The sequence below is a fragment of the Hufsiella arboris genome (assembly GCF_009834875.1).
In the GTDB taxonomy this organism is placed as follows: domain Bacteria; phylum Bacteroidota; class Bacteroidia; order Sphingobacteriales; family Sphingobacteriaceae; genus Hufsiella_A; species Hufsiella_A arboris.
Genome location: NZ_WVHT01000003.1, coordinates 245,125 through 267,363 on the forward strand (window position 1 = coordinate 245,125; position 22,239 = coordinate 267,363).

Sequence of the window (22,239 nt, forward strand, 5' to 3'; positions counted from 1 at the left end):
TTTTAGAACGACAAATATAAGAACGTAAATAATTTTAAAATCTATTTGGATTAATTCTAAATAAAATTGATCTTTGAATCGTTCTAAATAACATGGAAGTACAGCAAGCGATCAGCGAAAATTTAATTGAGGTTTTTAAAACGCATAAAGGCGCAGTCTATCAGTCGGACGATGAACAATGTTTGTATTTGATTTTCGGCGGAAAAACGGCTCGTTATTCATTTTCGTGTTTTTCGAGATTGAAAAAGCAGATCGTTAGCTACAACATCGAACAGCTGCTTACCAGGAGCGCATTACTTCCTGACATAGAAATTGTCACCCTTGCCGCTTGTGAACATTGCTATGTTTTAAGCATTACCGACCTGATTGCGTTGAAAGACATCCTTGAAGGAGCGTTCGCAATGTTTCAGCTTAATCATATGATCAAGGATTGCCTGCAGCGTTACATCGCTTAAAAGCATATTTAGACTCATTTCATATTGCGAACACCCCACACGTTTTTGTGTTTTTGTTGTTACCTTGGAATATAAATTCAAGCGTTTATGAAAGATCTTATGCGTATTAAAGGCCTTCTATCAACAGAAATTGAAAGCCTTTTAAATCAACAGGTAAAAAAAGAAGCACATTCCTCCTCTATATATTTATCGATGGCATCCTGGTGTGACAGGAATGGCTTCGATAATTCGGCTACATATTTTTTTAAGCAATCGGACGAAGAACGTCATCATCAGCTGAAACTTTATAAGTATCTGCTGGACATGGGCGGAACGGCCATTTCACCGGAAATTGCTAACATTAAAATTGAGTATAATTCATTTCGTGAAATTTTCGAAGATGCTCTGGACCAGGAAATCGCTATTACGCAGTCCTTTAAAAATATTGCTGCCCGCTGTCATAAAGAACAGGATTATGTAACCATGGAATTTTTAAACTGGTTCCTGAAAGAACAGCGTGAAGAAGAATACAAGGCTCGTCGTGCCCTCGAATTGTTTGAAGTAATTGGAGAATCAGGAACCGGGCATTGGGAAATTGATAAGCACGTAGGTAAAATTAATTACGACAGCGAAGCCAGCTAAACTTCTTTTTTCTCTATAAGGAGGCGCTCAACTAAATTAAGCGCCTCTTTTTCTGAGTATTCTTTTAACCAGATGTTATCCGGCTGAATGGCTAAAACCGGGGCGAACTTACACCGGTCTGTGCAGTCAACCTTAATTACTTCAACTTCATCTTTTAAGCCATATCTTTTTTTATAAGATTTAAAAAGCTTATAAAAATCTTTACCTCCCCGTTTCGAGCATTTGCTTCCGACACACACATAAACAACTTTTTCAGGGATATGAAACTTGCTCATTTTAAACGTTTAAATTAAAAAGCAAGTAGAAATCAATTTGTTTCAATTAATTGCTGGTGCTTTTACCTCCGCCAGAGCTGTCGTCGTTATTGATCTTCCGTTGATTTTTTTTAATGTCACCCTGTAATTTTCCGAACTTGTAATTGATATTGAACCGGTAAGAGCGCCAATACATCTGCGAAAAATTAGTTTGGCTGAAATCCGAACCGGCGGTCGTCACATTGTAGTTCCGGTATTTAGTAAACGGATTATTCATGCCTGCCGAAAAGCTTAACTTATCTTTTATAATATCCTTCGTAACTGTAACTGAGGTGTAGAAGTATGAACTGGATTTTCCCTGTAACATTACATTCGGGCTGCCATAGCTGAAACTTGCATTTAAATTAAAGCCTTGTTTTATTTTGTATCCTGTATTTCCGTATAAGTAGCCATTTAATCCTTCGTTTTTAAGCAGCTCGCCATTGATTATACCCTGAAGCCAGGCATACTGAAGGTTACCGCCCAAATTGACATTCCAGTTCTTTGTTAGCGGATAATTAACGCTTAGATTGCCTCCCAGAGATTTATCTTTTCCAATATTTTGATAGGTAGAATTAGTTACACGTGTTTCAGGATCATATAACGACACGCGCTGAATGGTGTTGTTCGCGAATGAATAATTCAAATTTAAGTTGATCGAGCCTTTTTTGAAGCTGCTAAATCCGAGTTGGAAATTATTATTTACCACAGCATCAAGATTTGGATTTCCCCCGGATTGAAAATTAGGGTTTGAACGGTCAACAAACGGATTTAGGTTGTATATATTCGGACGTTGGATACGCTGAGTAAATCCGGTATTAACGCTCATAGAGTTTTTAAACTTACGGCTTACCGAGATTGATGGAATGAAATTAAAGTAATTCTGATCAACATTTGATTGGGTTGAAATAAAGTTGGCGTTTACAATAGTTTCCTCAATACGTAAGCCGGCTTTAAACCCCCAATCCTTTAGATTGTATGTATATGAATTATACGCTCCCAATATATTTTGCTTATTAGTGTATTTGTTCGAAAGGCCCGGAACGATTATATATTGGCCCGATGCCGAATCCAGACCGCTATATTCAAAATCACTTTTACTGTTTCTTAAGATGCCTTTCAAACCAGCCTCAATATTTAATTTTTTAACAGGATGTACATAATCCGCCTGGATTGTTTGCTCGGTAGACGAACCGTCGTTCGCTTGTGTATAGCTTGGTAATCCACATGAAATGCAATCAGAAACATTCATGTTATCATTCTGCCCCTCACCTTCCCGGCTATATTTATATGAAAACGTCAGCAAACGATCTTTCTTGTTTTTGAAGCCGAGCTGATAGTTGAGACTTAAATCAGTACCTCTCCAATTTTGTTTACTATCACTCTCAAGATTATATCCTTGTATAATTCGATCAGCATTATCCAGGTAATTTAACCGCGACAGCTGATTTCCGTCAGAATTAAAATTTCCTTTATTCAAATTTATTTCAGCCGTGAGAAGATTGAGCGTGTCAATTTCATAGCTTAGCTCTGTTCCGATATATCCGAACTGATTTTTAAAGGAACGGCTGCCATTTTGCAGCAAAGCCGAAGGCAGTGTGTCAGTCGTAAGTCTTGTACTTGAGCTCGGTTGCTGCGGCTGTTTCCAAACACCTATTCCCCCATATCCTGACGCTCCGAATTTACCTTGCTTAACCGTAAAAGACATGCCGCCGCCAGGTCCACCCACCGGAAAATTTTCCCTCAGATTCACATTACCATTATAGCCATTATCTATCTTCTTATTAGTTATAATGTTGATAATTCCGGCTAATCCTTCGCTGTCATATTTAGCTGGAGGAGTAGTGATTACTTCAATTTTTTGGATGCTTGAAGCAGGCATCGCTTTAAGAACATCTTTTGGATTTTTCGCCACCATACTTGACGGCTTTCCGTTTATCAGAATTTTATAATTTGATTTTCCCTGGAGCTGAATGTTGTCGTCGCCATCAAGCGAAAGCATCGGAACTTTTCGCATCATATCAAGCACATTCAATGATTTACTTTCAACGTCTGCCTGAACATCATAAGCTATCCTGTCCACTTCCTGTTTGATTACCGGTCGCTGTGCATTTACAGCTACTTCTTTCAAGGATTTGCTTTCTGTAGCCAGGTAAATTTTACCCAGATTTATTACACCCTGTTCCGCATTCTTCAAATCAATGGACACTGATTTACTTGTATAGCCTACAGCTACTACGGCAACAGAGTAATTGGCGTTTGAAAGTTGATTAAAATTAAAGGTTCCGTCTGTTTTTGACAGCGTAGTCTTAAATGGTTGATTCTCTTTTTTTAAAGAGATAGTGACAAAATCAAGGGATTTTTTTGAAGCCGAATCAGCCACTACACCTTTAATTGTATAACCAGATTGGACTTGTGAATAGGAAAAAAAAGCAGAGAACAGTAGCAAAAAGCTTGAAAGGTAAAATTTCATCACAGGATGATAGGTTAAAAGTTTAGTTTTTCAATAATAATATTTTTATTATTAGCTAAATGTTAAAAATTGTTATCAACAGAATTTTTACATTACTACACGTTGAAAGACTTTTATTAAATCGAAACTTACTGAATGCTCATATAACACTTCCATCTGACGTTTCCTAAGATGAGACGTTGCATGGTTTTCCATAAATCATTTTGAGGACCCGCTATTTGTTGAAACGTGTCATGGTAAGTTCCATACCAGCTGTCACAAAACTTTCAATCATGTCTATCGAACGATCGATGAGAGCAGGCAATTCAGGTATTTCATCGTTATCAAAGCCGCTAAGCACATAATCGACTTGCCGGCCTTTAGGAAAATTGTCACCGATACCAAAACGCAGCCGGGGATAATTTTGGCCGCCAACCAATCCTTCGATACTTTTTAAGCCATTATGGCCTGCATTTCCTCCTTTTGGTTTTAAACGTATAGCACCAAATGGGATAGCAAGATCGTCGACAATAACGAGAATATTTTCGACGGGAATTTTCAGCTCATGCATCCAGTAATTAACTGCTTTGCCACTTAAATTCATATAAGTTGTTGGCTTAATAAGGAATAGCTTTTTCCCTTTATGGTTCATTTCGGCGTAATAAGCTAAACGCAGGTTACTATAGGTCACGCCGGCTTTTTTTGCCATCTCGTCCAAAACCATAAAACCAATGTTATGACGGGTGTCAGCGTATTCGTGCCCAATATTCCCTAAACCAACGATTAAGTACTTCATTTAAAATTAAGATTAAACAAAAAAAGCAGTACAACTAAATGCACTGCTTTTAAAATTACACGTTTGTGCAATAATTATTTTCCTTTTGCAGCTTCTTGCTCAGCCTGACGCAATGCACGAGACATTCCTACTGAAACGATTGTATCATCTGCATTGTTAGTAATCTGAACGTTTGGAAAGTTTAACTCACCAACACGTACCGATTTACCAACTTCTAAACCTTCCATGCTAACTTCTACATATTGAGGCATGTTAGCTGGTAAAGCTTTAACACGTAATTTGCGAAGTTTCTGAGTTAACTTACCCCCCATTTTAACACCTGGAGATGTTCCTGTTAATTTAACCGGGATTTGCATTGTTAACGGCTTGTCTTCTGACAAAGCGAAAAAATCAACGTGCAGGATTGTTTCATTCAACGGGTGAAACTGAATATCTTGTATGATAGCTTTTGCTTTTTTACCAGCAACTTCAATTTCAACAAAATTAACTTCCGGCGTATAAATCAATGGCTTAAGATCGGATACATTTACAGCGAAGTGCAATTGCTCTTTTCCACCATATAAAACAGCAGGTACCAATCCCTGATAACGCAGCTCTTTGGCGTCGCGTTTCCCTACGTTCTCTCTTAGAGAACCGCTAATAGCGATAGTATTCATATCTTTAATTTAAATGAGGCGCAAAGATACGCTTTTGATTAATTATTTTCTAATCTATTTTAAACAACTGACTGATTGATCCATGCTCGTTTACGTTAGCGATAGCTTTGGCAAACAGATCGGCTGTAGACAGAACTTTAATTTTACCGCTTTCGCGACATGTAGCAATAGTGTCTGTTACAATTATCTCCGACAGCGCGGAACTTTCAATTGTATCGTACGCTTTCCCGGATAGGACGGCATGCGTACAAACTGCCCGAACACTATTAGCACCGTTTTCCATAATTAAACCGGCGGCTTTCGCCAACGTTCCGGCAGTATCGCAGATATCATCTATCAAAACGATATCCTGACCGGTTACATCGCCAATAATTGACATTGATTCTATCTCGTTGGCTCGCTTACGGCGTTTATCGCAGATTACCATTTCGGCGTTAAAAAACTTCGCGAACGTACGCGCCCTGTTTGAACCACCGATGTCTGGTGACGCAATGGTAAGATTAGGAAGGTTTAAACTCTTTATGTATGGAACGAAAATAATAGATCCGTCGAGGTGATCAACCGGAATGTCGAAAAATCCCTGAATCTGGGCAGCATGGAGATCCATTGTCATGATACGATCGGCACCAGCGGCTGTAATTAAATTAGCAATTAGCTTTGCTCCAATCGCAACCCGCGGTTTGTCTTTTCTATCCTGGCGCGCAAGCCCAAAATAAGGAACCACCACTGTGATATAATGCGCCGAAGCTCGTCTGGCCGCGTCGATAAGCATTAACAATTCAATCAAGTTGTCATTTGGCTGGTTTGTCGACTGGATTAAGAAAACGTCGCATCCGCGAACTGATTCATTAAAAGCAGGCTGAAATTCGCCGTCACTGAAACGCGAGAGGGATATGTCACCTAATTCCTTGCCATATGAACTGGCAATTTTATTCGCGAGGGCCTTTGTCCCCGATCCGGCAAATAGCTTTACAGGATTAAACTGAAGAGGCATGCTTTGACAATAAGGGATTAAAAAAAATTCGGATTGCACAAAGATGCACAATCCGAAGTATTCTTTTTTATTGTTGCCCGACCAGGATTCGAACCTAGACAATCTGAACCAAAATCAGATGTACTACCTTTATACTATCGGGCAATCCGCCTGCCAAAACCATTGTTTTGAACGGGACTGCAAATATAGAGGCTTAGAATAAATGATGCAAATGAATTTTATTTTTTTTTCGAACCAAATAATCAGGCTTTAAAACCGTTTCTAAATCAATTTAAATTTGGTTGCAACTCATTAATTAAATACTATTCACTATTTTCGGCGCGTAATAATCGATTACAGATTCATTTTATATGACTTATAGTAAAACAAACAATTTAATAGGATGGCTATGCTTTATAATCGCTACAGCTACCTACGTTCTTACATTAGAACCTTCAGCCAGTTTTTGGGATTGCGGGGAATTTATCTCGGCTGCATATAAGTTACAAATTGTGCATCAACCGGGTGCTCCACTTTTCCTGATGATTCAAAAAATGTTTTCACTGCTTGCCGGTGGCAACATTCATAAGGTGGCTTATTGGATGAACGTAGGTTCGGCCTTATCAAGTGGCGCAACAATTCTTTTTCTTTTCTGGACTATAACAGCACTTGTTAAAAAGATTATCTGGAGAACCGGCGAAGAACTTACCACAGGCAAACTGGTTCTGATCATGGGTTCAGGAGCTGTCGGAGCATTGGCTTACACTTTTTCCGATTCTTTCTGGTTTTCAGCTGTCGAATCTGAAGTCTATGCTATGTCGTCACTATGTACCGCAATTGTTTTTTGGGCTATTTTAAAATGGGAACAACATGCGGACGAGCCATTTGCTGATAAATGGATCGTTTTCATCGCATATGTAATGGGGTTATCTATCGGTGTACACTTACTTAACCTTCTTGCTATTCCGGCTATTGCACTTGTATATTATTTTAAACGTACCCCTAAGCCAACATCACGCGGAACAATACTTACGTTGTTAATCGGAATTGTAATTCTGGGAGTCATCCAATATGGCATTATTCAGTATCTCATTAAAATCGCCGCGTATTTTGACTTGTTCTTTGTTAACTCGCTAGGAATGGGTTTTGGAACTGGTGTAGCGGTTTTTGCAATACTACTAATCGCCGCAATTGTTTATGGCGTTATGTATTCCATCCGGAAGGCTAAACCGGTTTTAAATCTTGCCTTAATTTGCTTTGCTTTTATATTAGTTGGATACAGTTCTTTTGCGATGATCATCATCCGTGCAAAAGCTAATCCATCACTTAATAACAGCGATCCTGACAATGCTTTTGCTTTCTTAAGCTACCTTAACCGTGAACAATATGGCGACAGGCCGCTAGCTTATGGGCCTTATTTCGATTCTAAAGCGGTTGACTATAATGAAGGCGGAAATATATATCGCAAGGGAAAAGAAAAATATGAAGTTGCTGGCCGGAAATTTGAACAAGTTTACGATCGCAATACGCTGCTTCCCCGTATGTACAGCGACGATCCTCAGCACGTTGGGTTTTACCGTGAATGGATGCAGCTGGGAGAATCTCAGTCTCCGAATTTTGTCCAAAATCTTGGTTTCCTGTTTAGTTACCAAACCGGCTTTATGTACGCGAGATATTTTGCGTGGAATTTCGTCGGCAGGCAGAATGATGAACAAGGCAACGGTAATAATCGCGACGGGAACTGGATAACCGGTATTAAATTCCTTGACGCTATGCACCTTGGACCGCAAGACCATTTGCCTCAAAGTGTGCTTAAAAATAAAGCTTACAACCGCTTTTTCATGCTTCCTTTCATCTTAGGGATCATTGGTGCTGTTTGGCATTTTAAACGGAATCAAAAAGACGCCGGCGTTGTTGGACTGCTTTTCTTTTTTACAGGGATGGCAATCGTGTTATACTTAAACCAAACACCTTTGCAGCCACGCGAACGTGACTACGCTTACGCGGGATCGTTTTATGCATACGCAATCTGGATCGGATTAGGAGTTGCCGGATTAGCGGAGTATCTGTTCAAAAAACTTTCGCCGGCTAATGGCGCTATTGCGGCAACTGTTATTGGTTTATTAGCTGCACCGGTTGTAATGGCTAAAGACGGATGGGATGATCACAACAGATCAACGAAAACTACGCCACGTGACTTCGCTATTGACTATTTAGAATCATGCGCGCCTAACGCGATCTTATTTACCTATGGCGATAATGACACCTACCCTTTATGGTACGCCCAGGAAGTTGAAAATGTACGGCCAGATGTAAGAATTGTTAATCTCAGCCTGCTTGGCACCGACTGGTACATTAACCAAATGAAGTATAAAGTTAACGAGGCCACTCCGTTGCCATTAACGATGGCTGATGAAAAATACGTGCAGGGCGTTCGTGATGTAATTCGCTATAACGATGATTACAAAATCGCAGGTTCAGTTGAATTAAAGAATTTATTTGACGTGCTTGTTTCTGATGACGACAATGATAAATTAACTTATCAGGACGGGTCAAAGGAAAATTTTCTTCCAACTAAAAACTTCAAGCTTACAATAAATCCGGAGCAAGTGATTTCTACAGGAACAGTTCCGTCAAATCTTCGCGACAGTATTGCACCTTCAATGGACTGGACTTACAATAAAAACTATATCACCAAGACTGAGCTTGCAATGATCGACATCCTGGCGCATAACGATTGGAAGCGCCCTGTATATTTTGCCGTCACTGTTCCGTCAAGCAACTTCATTGGCTTAGACAAATATTTGTACGATGAAGGATTTGCTTATCGCCTGATGCCTTTGAAAACAAAAGCAGAAACAGATTCTACGGCTGCTCAACAGGATAATGATAAGTTGAATACCGGCGCGATGTACAATAACATGATGAATAAGTTTGTGTGGGGAAACATGAAAAATGCTAAATATCTCGATCCGGAAAGCACTCGTATGATCGGCATTATCATGAAAAGCTTCAATGGTTTAGGTTCCAGCTTGTTAAGTGAGGGCAAAACCGAAGAAGCGCGCAAAGCGGTATTGAAATCGCTGGATGTTGTGCCTGACTATAATTACTCGATGTATTTTACCCTTCACCGTTATTATACGATTGATTTATTGTATAAACTTAAGGAAACAGAAAAGGCAAATAAGCTTGTTCAGCAAACAGCAGACTACCTGGAAAGTGAACTTAATTACTTCTACGATTTGTCACGTACCCGTGATGGCGTTCAAAACGACGTCCAGTTAGGCATGTCAGTTTTAAATGAGTTAATCGGTGTCACCGCTGAAAATGGACAAAAAGAACTCAACATTAAACTAACCAATGATTTCAAATCACTGGAAACGAAGTTTATGAGTTCGGCGAGATAGCATATCCTTGTAAAAGAAAAAGCGGCTCTTGAAAAAAGGGCCGCTTTTTTTGTGGTTTATATACACCAAATCTTTCTTTTATCCTTCTTAGGCCAGATGGATGAAACGGTAACCAATTGGCCACACTTAATTAAATAAAAAAAGGCGGTCTGATTTAAGAACCGCCTCCGTAATTATTTACAAATTCCTATCCTTCTACAACAACACCCATCGAGCAGAATTTCTCGATCCGCTCATTTATGATTTTGTCGATATCTTTTTTCTTGAAATTAGCTAAGTCCTCGATGATCCTATCTTTAACAGTTTGGGCCATCGTCTGTGGATCGTTATGCGCACCGCCGAAAGGTTCGGGAATGATTCCGTCGATCAATTTGTTCTTATACATATCTTCCGACGTAAGTTTCAATTTCTCTGCGGCTTGTTCTTTGAAATCCCAGCTTCTCCATAAAATAGACGAGCAGGATTCCGGCGAAATAACAGAATACCAAGTATTTTCAAGCATATAAACTTTATCGCCAATACCTATTCCTAATGCTCCGCCTGAAGCGCCTTCTCCAACAATAAAGCATAAAATCGGAACTTTCAGCACCGACATCTCCAGAAGATTACGCGCGATAGCTTCACCTTGTCCTCTTTCTTCGGCCTCCAATCCTGGATATGCTCCGGGAGTGTCGATGAATGTGATAACAGGTTTATTGAACTTCTCGGCAAGTTTCATCAGGCGAAGCGCCTTTCTGTAACCCTCGGGATTGGCCATACCGAAATTGCGATATTGCCGGAGTTTAGTATTCGTGCCTTTTTGATGCCCGATAACCATAACGGTTTGACCATTGATAGATGCGAATCCGCCTACAATAGCCTTATCATCCTTAACAGTACGATCGCCATGAAGCTCAATAAAGTCATCGCAGATCATCTCAATATATTGCAGGGTATACGGCCTTTCGGGGTGACGTGATATCTGCACCTTTTGCCAACCTGTTAAATTGGAATAAATCTGCTGTTTATTATCTTCCATTTTCTTTTCTAGCTCTTTCAGCGTCGCTGACATATCAACCTTTGTTTTATCAGCTATCTGCTTCACTTTATCAATTTGCACCTGCAGATCTGCCAGAGGTTTTTCAAAATCAAAAGAAATATCCATCTCTAAAATTTACGGTCGGCTAAATTAGGCATTTCGTCACCCAATTTAAAACGAAATAAGTTGCAAGAGAATCTAACGAATAACAAACTGATTTATAGTAAAATAGTTTGACAGCTACTTTGCTTTTAAACCAACTTTATATCCTGCTATTGCATAATATAAGATAAAAACATAACATGGAAGCATGCAAACTAAAAACGCAGTGTTGTTCGCAATACCGAGATGATCCTTTAAGTTAGCGTAAATGAGCGGAACGATCGCGCCACCAGCTATACCCATTACCAGCAATGCCGAACCTGTTTTGGTAAGTTTACCCAAGCCGTGAATTCCAAGCGGAAAAATAGCGGGCCACATCGGCGCATTTGCCAACCCTAATAGTGCAATACATACCACAGATGTATAACCGTTAGTCAGATAAGCCAATACAGACAAAATTATTCCAAGTATCGCCGCATACTTTAAACTGGCCTGCTGGCTAATATATTTTGGAATTGTTGCTATACCGATAATATAACCGGCAAGCATAGCGATTAGCGTGAACGAAGTGAAATACCGCGTTTTGTCGATGCTCATTCCCAAAGCCTTGCCATATGTTCCGATCACATCACCAGCCATTACTTCCACTCCTACGTAAAAAAACAAACATAGAGCTCCGAGCAATAAGTAAGGATATTGAAAAACATTCGTTCGCTGGCCAGCCATTTCAGCTGCATCATCACTTTCTTTGGCTTCAATTTCGGGCAGAGATGACCGTTTTATTAAGAATGCCAAGACTATCAAAACCAGCGCCATGACGGCGTATGGCACAATTACTTTAGAAGCGAGATCATTTAACAATACTTCTCTTGCTGACGGGTCTGTAACAGAAGTTAATTTTCCTTCAACCTCATGTGCGCTATTCAAAACAATGGCGCCTAAAATAACCGGACTTAAAGCTCCGGCAATTTTGTTGCAGATACCCATAATACTAATTCTCCGGGCAGCACTTTCAATCGGGCCTAAAATACTGGCATATGGATTTGAGGCCGTTTGCAACAAAGAAAGACCAGTACCCTGGATAAACAGTCCCGTTAAGAAAAATCCGAAGGTGCGGGTGTTAGCAGCGGGAATAAATATCAAGGAACCAATGGCCATGATGAGTAAACCTAAAGCCATTCCGTTTTTATAACCAGTTTTTTTCAATATATACGACGAAGGCAGTGCCAAAAAGAAATACGCCATATAAAACGCAAACGTAACAAACAGCGCCTGCACATCGCTTTTTAAGTCGCAGGCGATTTTTAAAAATGGAATTAACGTTCCGTTTAACCATGTTACAAAACCAAAAATGAAGAAAAGTGCACAAATGATTAAAAGTGGCTTTGAATCACTCTTCGTTTTAACCGGTGCCGGCGAAATAACAGTTTCCATACGCTAATTTTATTTGCTTAGATTTTTCAGATGATATTCGACCAGTCCATCCATAGGCGATGAGACAATTACCCCTGTTTGCATTCCGAAAGATTGGGCCGTTTCTGATAAAATTTCGCGGAATGAATAACCTACAGAACCAATGCAATTGAACGAATAGCTTTTATAGGAAGGGTAAACCGAAACCAGCTGTTCGAAAAACTGGATGAACGATTCCTTTATTAGGTTTTGACAATAGGATTCATGGATATTTTCGCCTGCAAACCTTGTGAATGAAGCCGCGTAACGATTGGCAAATGGTTCAGTATACACATGATCCATAATTTCAGATTCCGTCAACTGGTACTTTTCGTGAAATGCGGTCAAAAGGTTGTTTGGCATAGCGCCACGCAAATAATCCTTGAGAATTTTCAATCCAATGTGACAACCACTACCCTCGTCGCCAATGATATATCCGCAGGAATCAACATGGTGTATAATCTGGTCACCATCATATAAACAGGTATTTGTCCCGGTTCCAAGTATCGCGGCGAATCCAGGTTCATTTCCTAAAAGAGCTCTTGCTGCCGCCAGCAAATCATGATCGATATTAACTTTACACCTATTAAATATCCTTTTGAACGCGCTTTCAACGATACCTGCTTTTTGTGCGTTGTGTACGCCTGCACCATAAAAAGCAATCTCCAGAACAGCATCAGGATCCAGATCATCTGGTAAAGCTTGCTTCAATGAGTTCGTTATGTACTCACTGCTCGCATAATACGGATTGTACCCTTCTGTATAAAATTGTTTGGTCAACGATCCGTCTTGAATTAATGTCCAGCTGGTTTTTGTCGAGCCGCCATCTGCGATTAAAATCATGGTAATATCTTTTTAATTTGAGCATAGCTATCCTGTAACAGGCCGAAAACCTGCATAGAATTATATAGTCAATGTTGTTTAATTAAAACTTGTATCGAACGAACGCTTCCATCGCTTCGTAATTAGCTAAGCCAAGCTGGTCGTAAATTCTTGCTGTTTCACGATTGCGATCCTCGGCTCTTACCCAAAACTCACGGGCGTCATCGCCAGGAAAAACAGGTGTATCTTTTTGCGACTGGTGCTTATAAATGGCATTACGCTTCCTTATAACCTCCTGCGGAGATAGCGGAACTGCCATTTCAATTTCGTAAGCCTCAAATTCGTGCCATGCGCCACGGTACATCCATAACCAGCAATCCTTTACCCAAGCTTCGTCTTTTAATTGATCGAGAGCTGCCAGAATAATATTGAAGCAAACGATGTGCGTACCATGCGGGTCCGCAAAATCACCGGCCGCGAAAATTTGCTGCGGCTGTACTTTTTGAAGTAAGGTCTTGGTAAGATCTATATCCTCCTGGGTAACAGAATTCTTTTGTGTTTTACCAGTTTCGTAAAAAGGAAGCTCCATAAAATGGATGTGATCATCAGTTAAACCGGCGTATCTTGCACCGCTTATAGCTTCCGTTTTACGTATATAACCTTTAACCAGCCTGACTTCTTTTGTATCAATCTGATTAGGCTGTTTTTCCTTAAAGAAATTACGCATGTCTTTGTAAACAGCAGTTAGTTTGCTGTTATCCTCGCCCATGCTTTGATTAAAGTCTATAGCAAATTCAACATAACGCAAAACATCGTCATCCCAAACAGCGGTGTTTCCTGAAGTTTGATAGGCCACATGAACGTCATGTCCTTGATCAACTAAGCGAATAAATGTACCGCCCATTGAAATAACATCGTCATCCGGGTGTGGCGAGAATACTATGGCTCGCTTTTTTGCAGGTAAGGCGCGCTCGGGACGCTCTGAATCATCTGCATTGGGTTTTCCTCCCGGCCAGCCGGTTATGGTATGCTGGAGTTTGTTAAAAATATCAATATTAATGGTGTAGGCCGATCCTTTTTCGACCACCAGCTGCGCCATACCATTGTTATTGTAATCTTCATCGGTAAGTTTCAGAACGGGTTTATCCAGAGTTTTTGATAACCAGATAACCGCCTTTTTTGTCAACGGTAAATCCCATACACAGTCCTTGACAAGCCAAGGAGTATCAAAACGAGTCAAATCGGACGCTGCGTCCTGATCAAGAACAAACTCAACGTGCTCCGAAAGCTGAAGATAGGTTGCAGGAACATCTCCTGATATTTCTCCCTCAACAGCCTTTTTGATGATCGGCGCCTTCTTTTTATTCCAGGCCATCAGAATAATTTCACGTGCCTTGAAAATTGTTCCGATGCCCATCGTGATTGCTTTGGTAGGTACGTTTTCCTTGCCGCCAAAATCGCGGGAAGCATCGCGCCTTGTCAAATCATCCAATGTTACCAAACGTGTTCCTGAATTAGGAGCGGAACCAGGTTCGTTGAAACCAATGTGGCCCGTACGTCCAATTCCCAATATTTGCAGATCAAGGCCACCGAGTTCTGTTATTTTACGTTCGTAATCAAGACAAAAGCTGGCAATGTCATCCATAGCCAGTGTGCCATCAGGTATGTGGATATTTTGTTTTTCAATATCGATATGATTGAAAAGATTTTCATTCATGAAGGTTACATAACTCTGCATGGCATCCGGTTTCATCGGATAATATTCATCCAGGTTAAAAGTAACGACGTTCTTAAAGCTTAATCCTTCTTCTTTATGTAAACGAACCAGCTCCTTGTACACTGCAATGGGTGTAACACCGGTTGCCAGACCTAAAACTGCAGTTTCACCTTTTTGATGCTTAGTCCTGATTAAGTGTGCAATCCGTGCTGCAACAGTTACTGAAGCAATTTGCTGATTAGGATAAACGCTTACGGGAAGTTTTTCAAAACGCGTTTCTTCAAGAAGATTCAATCTCGCCATAGGAGCTTTGTGTTATATTTTGATAAAGTTATTAAAAGGCTTAGAAAAACCCCCGCACTACACGAGGGTTAATTCACCTTATTTAACAATTTAACTTGTTTCGAATTCACTAGTCATAATACGGATCTCTATAAACCGAGGTTGACTAAAACAAACTTAATGAATTATTAATAAAACACAGAAATACTTTTTAATTTTTTTAAAAAGTATATTTTACATTCAATATATTTAGCAAAAGTTAGAGTTAATTATGATTTTAATCCATTTAAAAAATATCTCCACATACCTTACTGTAGGTTTGATCATACTTTTATCGACGGTTTCTAAGTCACAAACAAAAAGCTTTAATCCGGCTGATTTGAATTTGACTTGGAAAATCCTTGAAAACAATCACCAGGGAAAAGGGAAAAATTTGACCGAGCTGAACATAAAAAATACCGGATCTTTACCTTTAAGAAGCGATTGGAAAATATACTTTAATTACGCCAGGCAAATAACCGAACACACGTTTCCATCTGGAATTTCAGTCAAACATGTTAATGGTGATTTATTCTACCTATTTCCTGACAAAACATTTAAAGTTCTCAAATCGAAGGAAAGTATTAATTTAGACTTGGTTGCATCCGATTGGGTTGTTAACTACACAGATGCACCCAGTGGTTTCTTTTTGGTGTGGGATGCTGACCCCGAACGAGGATATGCCCTTAAAGAGCCGACGCTAATTAAATCTGACTCACCGAAACAATACCTGCGTACCGCAGATGATAAACTGCATTTAAAAACACCTCAGGACCTTTATGAAGAAAATAAGGGCAACATCGATATTCCCATTGATAAAATTATTCCTGTATTTCCAACTCCCCTATCCTATAAAATTAACGATCAGTCCTTCACTTTAAGCCAAACCGGCTCTATAAATTATAATGAGCGCTTTGCAAATGAGGCGGCTTTTCTAAACGACTATCTGGAAAGCTATCTTGGAAAAAAGCTGGATACACAAAAGAAAACATCGGGGCGGATCAGTCTTGTACATAAAGATGGAATGAAAGATGAAGCATACGAGATTGAAATAACTAACACTGAAATAGCAATCGTAGCTTCTTCTAATTCTGGCATTTTTTATGGAATTCAGTCGCTAAAAACGATGCTTCCGGCGAAGCCGCAAAATGTAGTGAAAATCAAAGGCGCAATCATTAATGATGAGCCAAGATTTGCATATCGTGGCTTTATGATGGAGGTTGCAAGGAATTTCCAACCGAAAAACGAAGTAAAACGTGTAATCGACCTGATGGCTCTTTATAAGTTAAACACCTTGCATTTTCATTTCAGCGATGATGAGGCCTGGCGACTGCAGATTCCATCGATACCTGAACTTACCGAAGTAGGCTCAAAGAGAAGTTTCAGCAAGGAAACGTTGCAGCCAACGTTAGGATCTGGCCCCAACGCCAATAGTTCCGGAAGCGGGTTTTACAGCAAAGCAGATTTTATTGAACTGTTAAAATATGCCGATCAAAGGCATATTCGCGTAATACCCGAAATTGAATCGCCTGGACATGCAAGGGCGGCAATCAAATCAATGGATGTTCGCTATGAACGACTAATGAAGCAAGGAAAAAAGCAGGAAGCTGAAGAATACCTTCTCCGCGATCTTTCTGATAAATCGCAATACGTATCCGTACAAAACTGGAATGATAACGTGATCAACCCTGCAATGCCGTCAGTATACACATTTTTCGAAACTGTTATTGATGACATTGCTGCTATGTACCAGGATGCCGGCGTAAAGCTGGAAACAATTCATTTCGGCGGCGATGAGGTACCGGCGGGCGTTTGGGAAAAATCCCCTGCAATAGAATCATTTATCAAATCTAATCCCGGACTAGCATCGGTAAACGACGTATGGCCATACTATTACACCAAAATCAATGATATTTTAAGAAAACGAAACCTGTATTTATCAGCCTGGGAGGAAGCTGGTTTGCGAAAAACCGTAGTAGACGGAACACGTAAGGAAATAGTTAATGAAGAGCTGGCGAAACAGAATGCTCATCTGTATGCTTGGAATAATCAGATTGGCTGGGGAAATGAAGACCTTCCTTACCGACTTGCCAACGTGGGTTATAAAACGATTTTAACCTGCGTAAGTAACATGTATTTTGATATGGCTTACTATAAAGATTTCTACGAGCCGGGGTATTATTGGGGAACCTATGCTGATTTGGATAAACCCTTCAGCTTTATTCCATACAACTACTATAAAAATACGGTTCTTGACAGAATGGGAAATCCGGTTGGCAATTCACTTGACAAAAAAGAACGCTTAACACCGGAAGGACAAAGGAACATCGCAGGTTTGCAGTGCGCGATATTTGGTGAAACAGTCAAAACAACTGCGCAACTGGAATATCTCTTGCTGCCAAGATTACTAGGATTTTCCGAACGTGCATGGAGCGCAGATCCCGAATGGGCTGCCGAAACAGATCCTGCGAAAAGCAACGTACTTTACAAACGCGATTGGCAGCGTTTTGTAAACACAGTCGGAAAAAGAGAGCTTCCGCGATTAGACTATTACAATGGCGGATATTGCTACCGGATTCCATTACCGGGTGCTAAAATCGACAACGGGAAAGTTGTCGCTAACATGCAGATTCCGGGACTAACTATCCGTTATACAACAAACGGTACAATACCTACGTCTTCAGATAAAATTTATACCGGCCCAATTTCTGCCAAGACAACCATTAAGTTAAGGGCTTTTACAACGACGGGCAGGGGCAGCCGTACAACTACTATAATTAACAAATAGACTTAAATCGGGGACTGCGCCAGTCTCCGATCTGTTTTAATTACTAACTGAAACAGCCAGAAGATACCAGGCCGCGTGGGGGAGCCATTGTTCCGCCCATCTCCAGTCGGCATCCTTACCTGTTTGGCTATAAGGCAAATTAAAATCGATATCGTGTTCATTATCAAATCCCGATGTTACGCCGTTTACAATTCCGCCGGGGGCATTGGTGTATTCGAAAGTTCCGAAAAAGCCATAGCCAGGATTATTATAACCTGTTCCCTGAAGCATACTCGCGTCAAATGGATTCAGCCCAAGTATCCAGTTCAGCTGATCTACACCAAATTCATTCAGCTTATTGTAGAAGCGCTCATCATCTTTGAATAATACGGCGGCCAGTTTCGCTGCAGCAGCAACTGATGCCAAACGGGCATTTTCGCCCTGCCACCACGGCGATGCATCGCTGCCGTGAGGAAAGAAAAATGAACTGTATCTTTTTCCAAGAGTATCTTGTACTAATTGCCTGCTATAACCAAATGGATTGTTTACTTCAGCCGTAATTGACAATTCAAATTCCATCGATTTTCTGACAGCATTTTTTATCACTGCCTGTAAATCTGCGTCGGCAACAGGGTAATAATATAGCAAACTTACCACAGGGAAACCAGCATCGGATGGATGAAAGAACGGCCTGTCATTATCGTCGGCACGCCAGTAACTATTAAAGCTTTTCCATGAGGCGAGCCGCGAAATAAGATTTTTCGCGCGCTTAGATGCTACATCTTTATAGACATCTTTCTTTGTCACTTTATATAGCTCAGTCGCCGCGCTAAGCGCACAATAATCGTCAAGGATATTTTCTTTGCCGTCATAGTCCATTTTCTGATTTTCCCGTTCCAAGAACTTGAAAGCTCTTTCTGCGGCGCTTAAATATTCTTTATTGCTAAACTCCCCGGAAACCGAATATGCTGAAGCCATGGCTAACGCAGCAATCGCAATTCCGCCGCCCGAGCGGTAACTAACCTGGTAGCTTCGCCAGTTCTTACCGGCTTCATTCTCATGAAACGACTGATCCTTTGTTTTCTTAATTCGGTAACTTTGCTGTTCCGCCTGTATATTTCTGTCTTCAGGAAGTTTACCCGGGCCAGGCGCTCCCACAGACCGATAAAATGATCCGTTTTTCGCCTGTATTCTAACCAGGTAATCGGCTCCGAACATCGCCTCGTCCAGTAAACGACGGTTGTACTGGCGAAAATCTGTTCCTTGTCTTTTGGATAAAAATTCATAGCTTTTAAAAAGGCTCCAGGCGGTCAGAGATATTTGCTGTGGATTGAAGTATTGAGAAAACGACAAGTGCGAAAGATGTTTGCCGTAATCGCCTGTCGCATCAAACCAACCGCCATTGGCATCAATTGTATCGGCATTCGTTCCTTCGAGATGAAGATGATGATCAGCTTTATCCAAAAGTCCGGAACTACGCTGGCCTTTGAAATAATAAATCACGTCTGATACAGATGCTTTTTCCAGGATATTTTTTCCGATTTTAAATGGATGCGATTCAGCAGAAATCCCGGGTTGATTGATGAGCAGCTTATAACTACCTGCTTTCCTGACCTGGCTAAAATCGATCGTCCAGAACTGCCAGTTTTTCCATTTGTCAACAGGTCCAACAAAAACCGGCTTCCCACTCAGTATCTTCTCTTTCGAATCTGCTTTAACAAGCTCAAAATTTGAAAGTGAAAGCTTTTGATCTGACAAGACCACTGCTTTTTTTGATCCGGAATCTTCGTAGCCGACATGGTTCGTGACTATTTTAACGGTTTGACCATACAGCGAAGCCGAAAATATGAAAGGAAAAAAGCTTAAGACTTTTTTGACGACCTTAAAAGCCATAGTCTGAGATGAGTTGTGCAGACTAATATAGCATCTAGAATTTAGATTAGGGCTTCAAATTGAAAACCTGAAGCCCTTCATAATTTAATCGATCACGAAGCTGCTCAATTGAACAAACTGTTGGATACGCTCAGAAATTTCTGACTCTTTTAAATTTTTAATTTTTTCTGTTCCAAACTTCTCTACACAAAGTGAAGCCACGGCCGAACCGAAAATGATGGCGTTCTTCATGTTATTAAAATTCACCGTGCCAACTCTTGCAAGATATCCGATAAATCCTCCCGCAAATGTGTCACCGGCTCCGGTTGGATCAAATACTTCTGCCAATGGTAAAGCTGGCGCCGAAAACACTTTTCCTTCACCAAACAATAGCGCACCGTGTTCTCCTTTCTTAATAATAAGGTATTTTGGGCCCATTTGCAAAATCTTTTCGGCGGCCTTTACAAGCGAATATTCACCCGACAACTGCCGTGCCTCAGCGTCGTTGATAGTTAAAACATCAACCATTTTGATAGTTTCAAGCAGATCATTTAATGCAACGTCCATCCAAAAATTCATCGTATCTAAAACGATCAGCTTTGGACGGTTTTTCAAACGTTTGATAGTTGTTTCCTGAACTTTCGGTGTAAGATTACCAAGTAGCAAATACTCACAGTCCTGGTAAGATTCAGGAATGATTGGATCGAAATCGGCAAGTACATTCAATTCAGTTACCAACGTATCCCGGCTGTTCATGTCGTTGTGATATTTTCCCGACCAAAAAAACGATTTCTCGCCTTTTTTTATCTGCAAGCCTTCCACGTCTATATGATGATTCTTAAAATCTTCGATGTCTTTTTCAGGAAAATCATCGCCTACTACAGCAACAATTTTTACATTTTCACAAAAGTAAGAAGCGGCTAAACTAGCGTATGTAGCGGCTCCGCCTACAATTTTATCAGTTTTTCCAAAGGGTGTTTCTATAGCATCGAACGCCACAGTTCCAATAATAACTAAGCTCATTAATTCGTATTAAAAAATTGAAAACAAATATTGCATTAATAATTTAAATTCCCGAATATTGCAGTCCCAAAACCGGATAACATTCCTGAGTAGCTCAGCCGGTTAGAGCATCTGACTGTTAATCAGAGGGTCGCTGGTTCGAGCCCAGCCTCAGGAGCAAATATCTTCATACAATAACCGGAGGAATTCAAGAAAAATTCCTGAGTAGCTCAGCCGGTTAGAGCATCTGACTGTTAATCAGAGGGTCGCTGGTTCGAGCCCAGCCTCAGGAGCAAAAAGCCGACGAAAGTTGGCTTTTTCTATTTAAGCCATTGTTTCGGCAAAAGGTTATCCTCATAAAGGAAGGGGATCGATCTTAGCAGCAAAGGCCGCTATCACGTCAGAAGCTTTTATAGCATTAGCTGCATAAAAACAACATCCAGCCATTTTTCAAATTTGTAACCAACTTCTTTAATACGTCCAACCTCTGTAAATCCAAATTTCTCGTGAAAAACGATACTTGCTTTATTTTCGGCGTCGATTCCGGCAATCATCGTGTGGTAATTCTGATTCCTGGCCTCGACGATTAATGCAGTCAACAGCTGTTTCCCTATTCCATTTCCATGAAAGTCTTTATGCACATATACCGAATGCTCAGCGCTAAACTGGTATCCAATCTTCGGCCGAAAGATTCCATAGCTGCAATAAGCCACTACACAACCGTCTCGTTCGTAAACCAGCACAGGGTAGCCTTCACTCTGTTTACCTTCAAACCATGATTCGATGAATCGTTTGTCTTTAATATCATAATCATATATAGCGGTTGAATGAAGTATGGCCTCGTTCATTATGTCTAATATCTCATCAAGATCACCAGGATTTGCGTTTCTTATGTTCATTTTTTGTACAGTATTGTGTTTATTTTATAATACATCTCACGCCACATTTCATCCTTTTTGTTCATCCCTGGCGTTTTTAACAGGTTGGCATAAATTTCGTTATATCCCCATAAAATTTTCGAGCCCATGCTTAATAATATCATGTTTATCGACAACTCTCCGTTAAATAACCAGTTAACAGAGACTCTGAATAAAAAGAATCAGTTATTTGAAACTGCAAATTTCTTTATTAACCCTATTGAAGCACTTGAATTTTTAGTGCAAAATCACAATCATATTAACGAGTTACCCGAAGCGATTGTAGCCGACGCAAACTTTCAGGAAATCGGATTTATAGAGTTTTCAAGAACGTTAAATAGCATTATTCCGATCTTAGCAAAAAAACCAATCTTATACATAAAAAACTTCGCCCTGAGCCAGAATGAGCGAGATGTTTTGAATGAATTTGAATTTGTAAAAGGATATTTTAACAAAACCATATCGTTAAATGAGCTAATGGAAATCTCGCAAAAAGATAACAGATTCTCTTCGGCGGTATAAGCGTAACGCAATTTTATAAAAAGCAAAAAGCCCGACTAATGATTATTAGCCGGGCTTTTATGTTGCAGAGATTA

17 protein-coding genes and 3 tRNA genes are annotated in these 22,239 nt (G+C 40.2%); 7 read left to right on the top strand and 13 right to left on the bottom strand.

The window, feature by feature from the left end:
* The first annotated feature begins 92 nt into the window (after positions 1-92).
* Entirely contained in the window at positions 93-455 is a 363-nt protein-coding gene (locus GS399_RS08105; RefSeq protein ID WP_160844115.1) for a hypothetical protein, read from the top strand.
* An 87-nt stretch (positions 456-542) separates the two neighbouring features.
* Positions 543-1,076 (top strand): ferritin, encoded by a 534-nt coding sequence (locus GS399_RS08110; protein WP_160844116.1) that lies wholly within the window; start codon positions 543-545, stop codon positions 1,074-1,076.
* Here GS399_RS08110 and GS399_RS08115 read toward each other — a convergent pair.
* The 6 genes from GS399_RS08115 to GS399_RS08140 form a co-directional block, all read right to left on the bottom strand.
* Entirely contained in the window at positions 1,073-1,351 is a 279-nt protein-coding gene (locus GS399_RS08115) for a (2Fe-2S) ferredoxin domain-containing protein (protein WP_160844117.1), read from the bottom strand. The genes GS399_RS08110 and GS399_RS08115 overlap by 4 nt on opposite strands.
* Positions 1,352-1,397: 46 nt before the next feature.
* Positions 1,398-3,842 carry an outer membrane beta-barrel family protein gene (locus GS399_RS08120; RefSeq protein WP_160844118.1) on the bottom strand — a complete coding sequence of 815 codons (2,445 nt, stop codon included), beginning with the start codon at positions 3,840-3,842 and terminating at the stop codon, positions 1,398-1,400.
* A 214-nt stretch (positions 3,843-4,056) separates the two neighbouring features.
* Positions 4,057-4,617, bottom strand: a complete 561-nt coding sequence (gene pth / locus GS399_RS08125; protein WP_160844119.1) for an aminoacyl-tRNA hydrolase — start codon at positions 4,615-4,617, stop codon at positions 4,057-4,059.
* 74 nt (positions 4,618-4,691) lie between these two features.
* Positions 4,692-5,273 carry a 50S ribosomal protein L25/general stress protein Ctc gene (locus GS399_RS08130; RefSeq protein ID WP_160844120.1) on the bottom strand — a complete coding sequence of 194 codons (582 nt, stop codon included), beginning with the start codon at positions 5,271-5,273 and terminating at the stop codon, positions 4,692-4,694.
* 49 nt (positions 5,274-5,322) lie between these two features.
* A complete protein-coding gene (locus GS399_RS08135; RefSeq protein WP_160844121.1) occupies positions 5,323-6,267 on the bottom strand; it encodes a ribose-phosphate pyrophosphokinase in 945 nt (314 codons plus the stop codon).
* 73 nt (positions 6,268-6,340) lie between these two features.
* Positions 6,341-6,411, bottom strand: a tRNA-Gln gene (locus GS399_RS08140).
* Between the two features lie 206 nt (positions 6,412-6,617).
* Between GS399_RS08140 and GS399_RS08145 the strand changes: the two genes are divergently transcribed.
* Positions 6,618-9,653 carry a glycosyltransferase family 117 protein gene (locus GS399_RS08145; RefSeq protein ID WP_160844122.1) on the top strand — a complete coding sequence of 1,012 codons (3,036 nt, stop codon included), beginning with the start codon at positions 6,618-6,620 and terminating at the stop codon, positions 9,651-9,653.
* A gap of 187 nt (positions 9,654-9,840) precedes the next feature.
* Here the strand turns inward: GS399_RS08145 and GS399_RS08150 are convergent, their stop codons facing one another.
* The 4 genes from GS399_RS08150 to nagB form a co-directional block, all read right to left on the bottom strand.
* Positions 9,841-10,797 carry an acetyl-CoA carboxylase carboxyltransferase subunit alpha gene (locus GS399_RS08150; RefSeq protein ID WP_160844123.1) on the bottom strand — a complete coding sequence of 319 codons (957 nt, stop codon included), beginning with the start codon at positions 10,795-10,797 and terminating at the stop codon, positions 9,841-9,843.
* 114 nt (positions 10,798-10,911) lie between these two features.
* Positions 10,912-12,207, bottom strand: coding sequence for a sugar MFS transporter (locus GS399_RS08155; protein ID WP_160844124.1), 1,296 nt, complete (start codon positions 12,205-12,207; stop codon positions 10,912-10,914).
* Positions 12,208-12,216: 9 nt separating this feature from the next.
* Positions 12,217-13,068 carry an N-acetylglucosamine kinase gene (locus GS399_RS08160; protein WP_160844125.1) on the bottom strand — a complete coding sequence of 284 codons (852 nt, stop codon included), beginning with the start codon at positions 13,066-13,068 and terminating at the stop codon, positions 12,217-12,219.
* 82 nt (positions 13,069-13,150) lie between these two features.
* Complete coding sequence (gene nagB / locus GS399_RS08165; RefSeq protein WP_160844126.1) at positions 13,151-15,067, bottom strand: glucosamine-6-phosphate deaminase; 1,917 nt, start codon at positions 15,065-15,067, stop codon at positions 13,151-13,153.
* 250 nt (positions 15,068-15,317) lie between these two features.
* Between nagB and GS399_RS08170 the strand changes: the two genes are divergently transcribed.
* Positions 15,318-17,873 (top strand): family 20 glycosylhydrolase, encoded by a 2,556-nt coding sequence (locus GS399_RS08170; RefSeq protein WP_160844127.1) that lies wholly within the window; start codon positions 15,318-15,320, stop codon positions 17,871-17,873.
* A 36-nt stretch (positions 17,874-17,909) separates the two neighbouring features.
* On the opposite strand, the gene GS399_RS08175 is transcribed toward GS399_RS08170, so the two are convergent.
* Both GS399_RS08175 and GS399_RS08180 read right to left on the bottom strand, forming a co-directional pair.
* Positions 17,910-19,745, bottom strand: coding sequence for a glycoside hydrolase family 9 protein (locus GS399_RS08175; RefSeq protein ID WP_160844128.1), 1,836 nt, complete (start codon positions 19,743-19,745; stop codon positions 17,910-17,912).
* An 84-nt stretch (positions 19,746-19,829) separates the two neighbouring features.
* Positions 19,830-20,747 (bottom strand): PfkB family carbohydrate kinase, encoded by a 918-nt coding sequence (locus GS399_RS08180; RefSeq protein WP_160844129.1) that lies wholly within the window; start codon positions 20,745-20,747, stop codon positions 19,830-19,832.
* An 83-nt stretch (positions 20,748-20,830) separates the two neighbouring features.
* On the opposite strand from GS399_RS08180, the gene GS399_RS08185 reads away from it, so the two are divergent.
* Positions 20,831-20,904, top strand: a tRNA-Asn gene (locus tag GS399_RS08185).
* 41 nt (positions 20,905-20,945) lie between these two features.
* Positions 20,946-21,019 (top strand) — tRNA-Asn (locus GS399_RS08190).
* Positions 21,020-21,136: 117 nt separating this feature from the next.
* Here GS399_RS08190 and GS399_RS08195 read toward each other — a convergent pair.
* The gene (locus GS399_RS08195; RefSeq protein ID WP_160844130.1) at positions 21,137-21,625 is read right to left on the bottom strand and encodes a GNAT family N-acetyltransferase; all 489 of its coding nucleotides are present in this window, start codon (positions 21,623-21,625) and stop codon (positions 21,137-21,139) included.
* A gap of 126 nt (positions 21,626-21,751) precedes the next feature.
* On the opposite strand from GS399_RS08195, the gene GS399_RS08200 reads away from it, so the two are divergent.
* Entirely contained in the window at positions 21,752-22,165 is a 414-nt protein-coding gene (locus GS399_RS08200; protein ID WP_160844131.1) for a hypothetical protein, read from the top strand.
* The last annotated feature ends 74 nt before the right edge of the window (positions 22,166-22,239 follow it).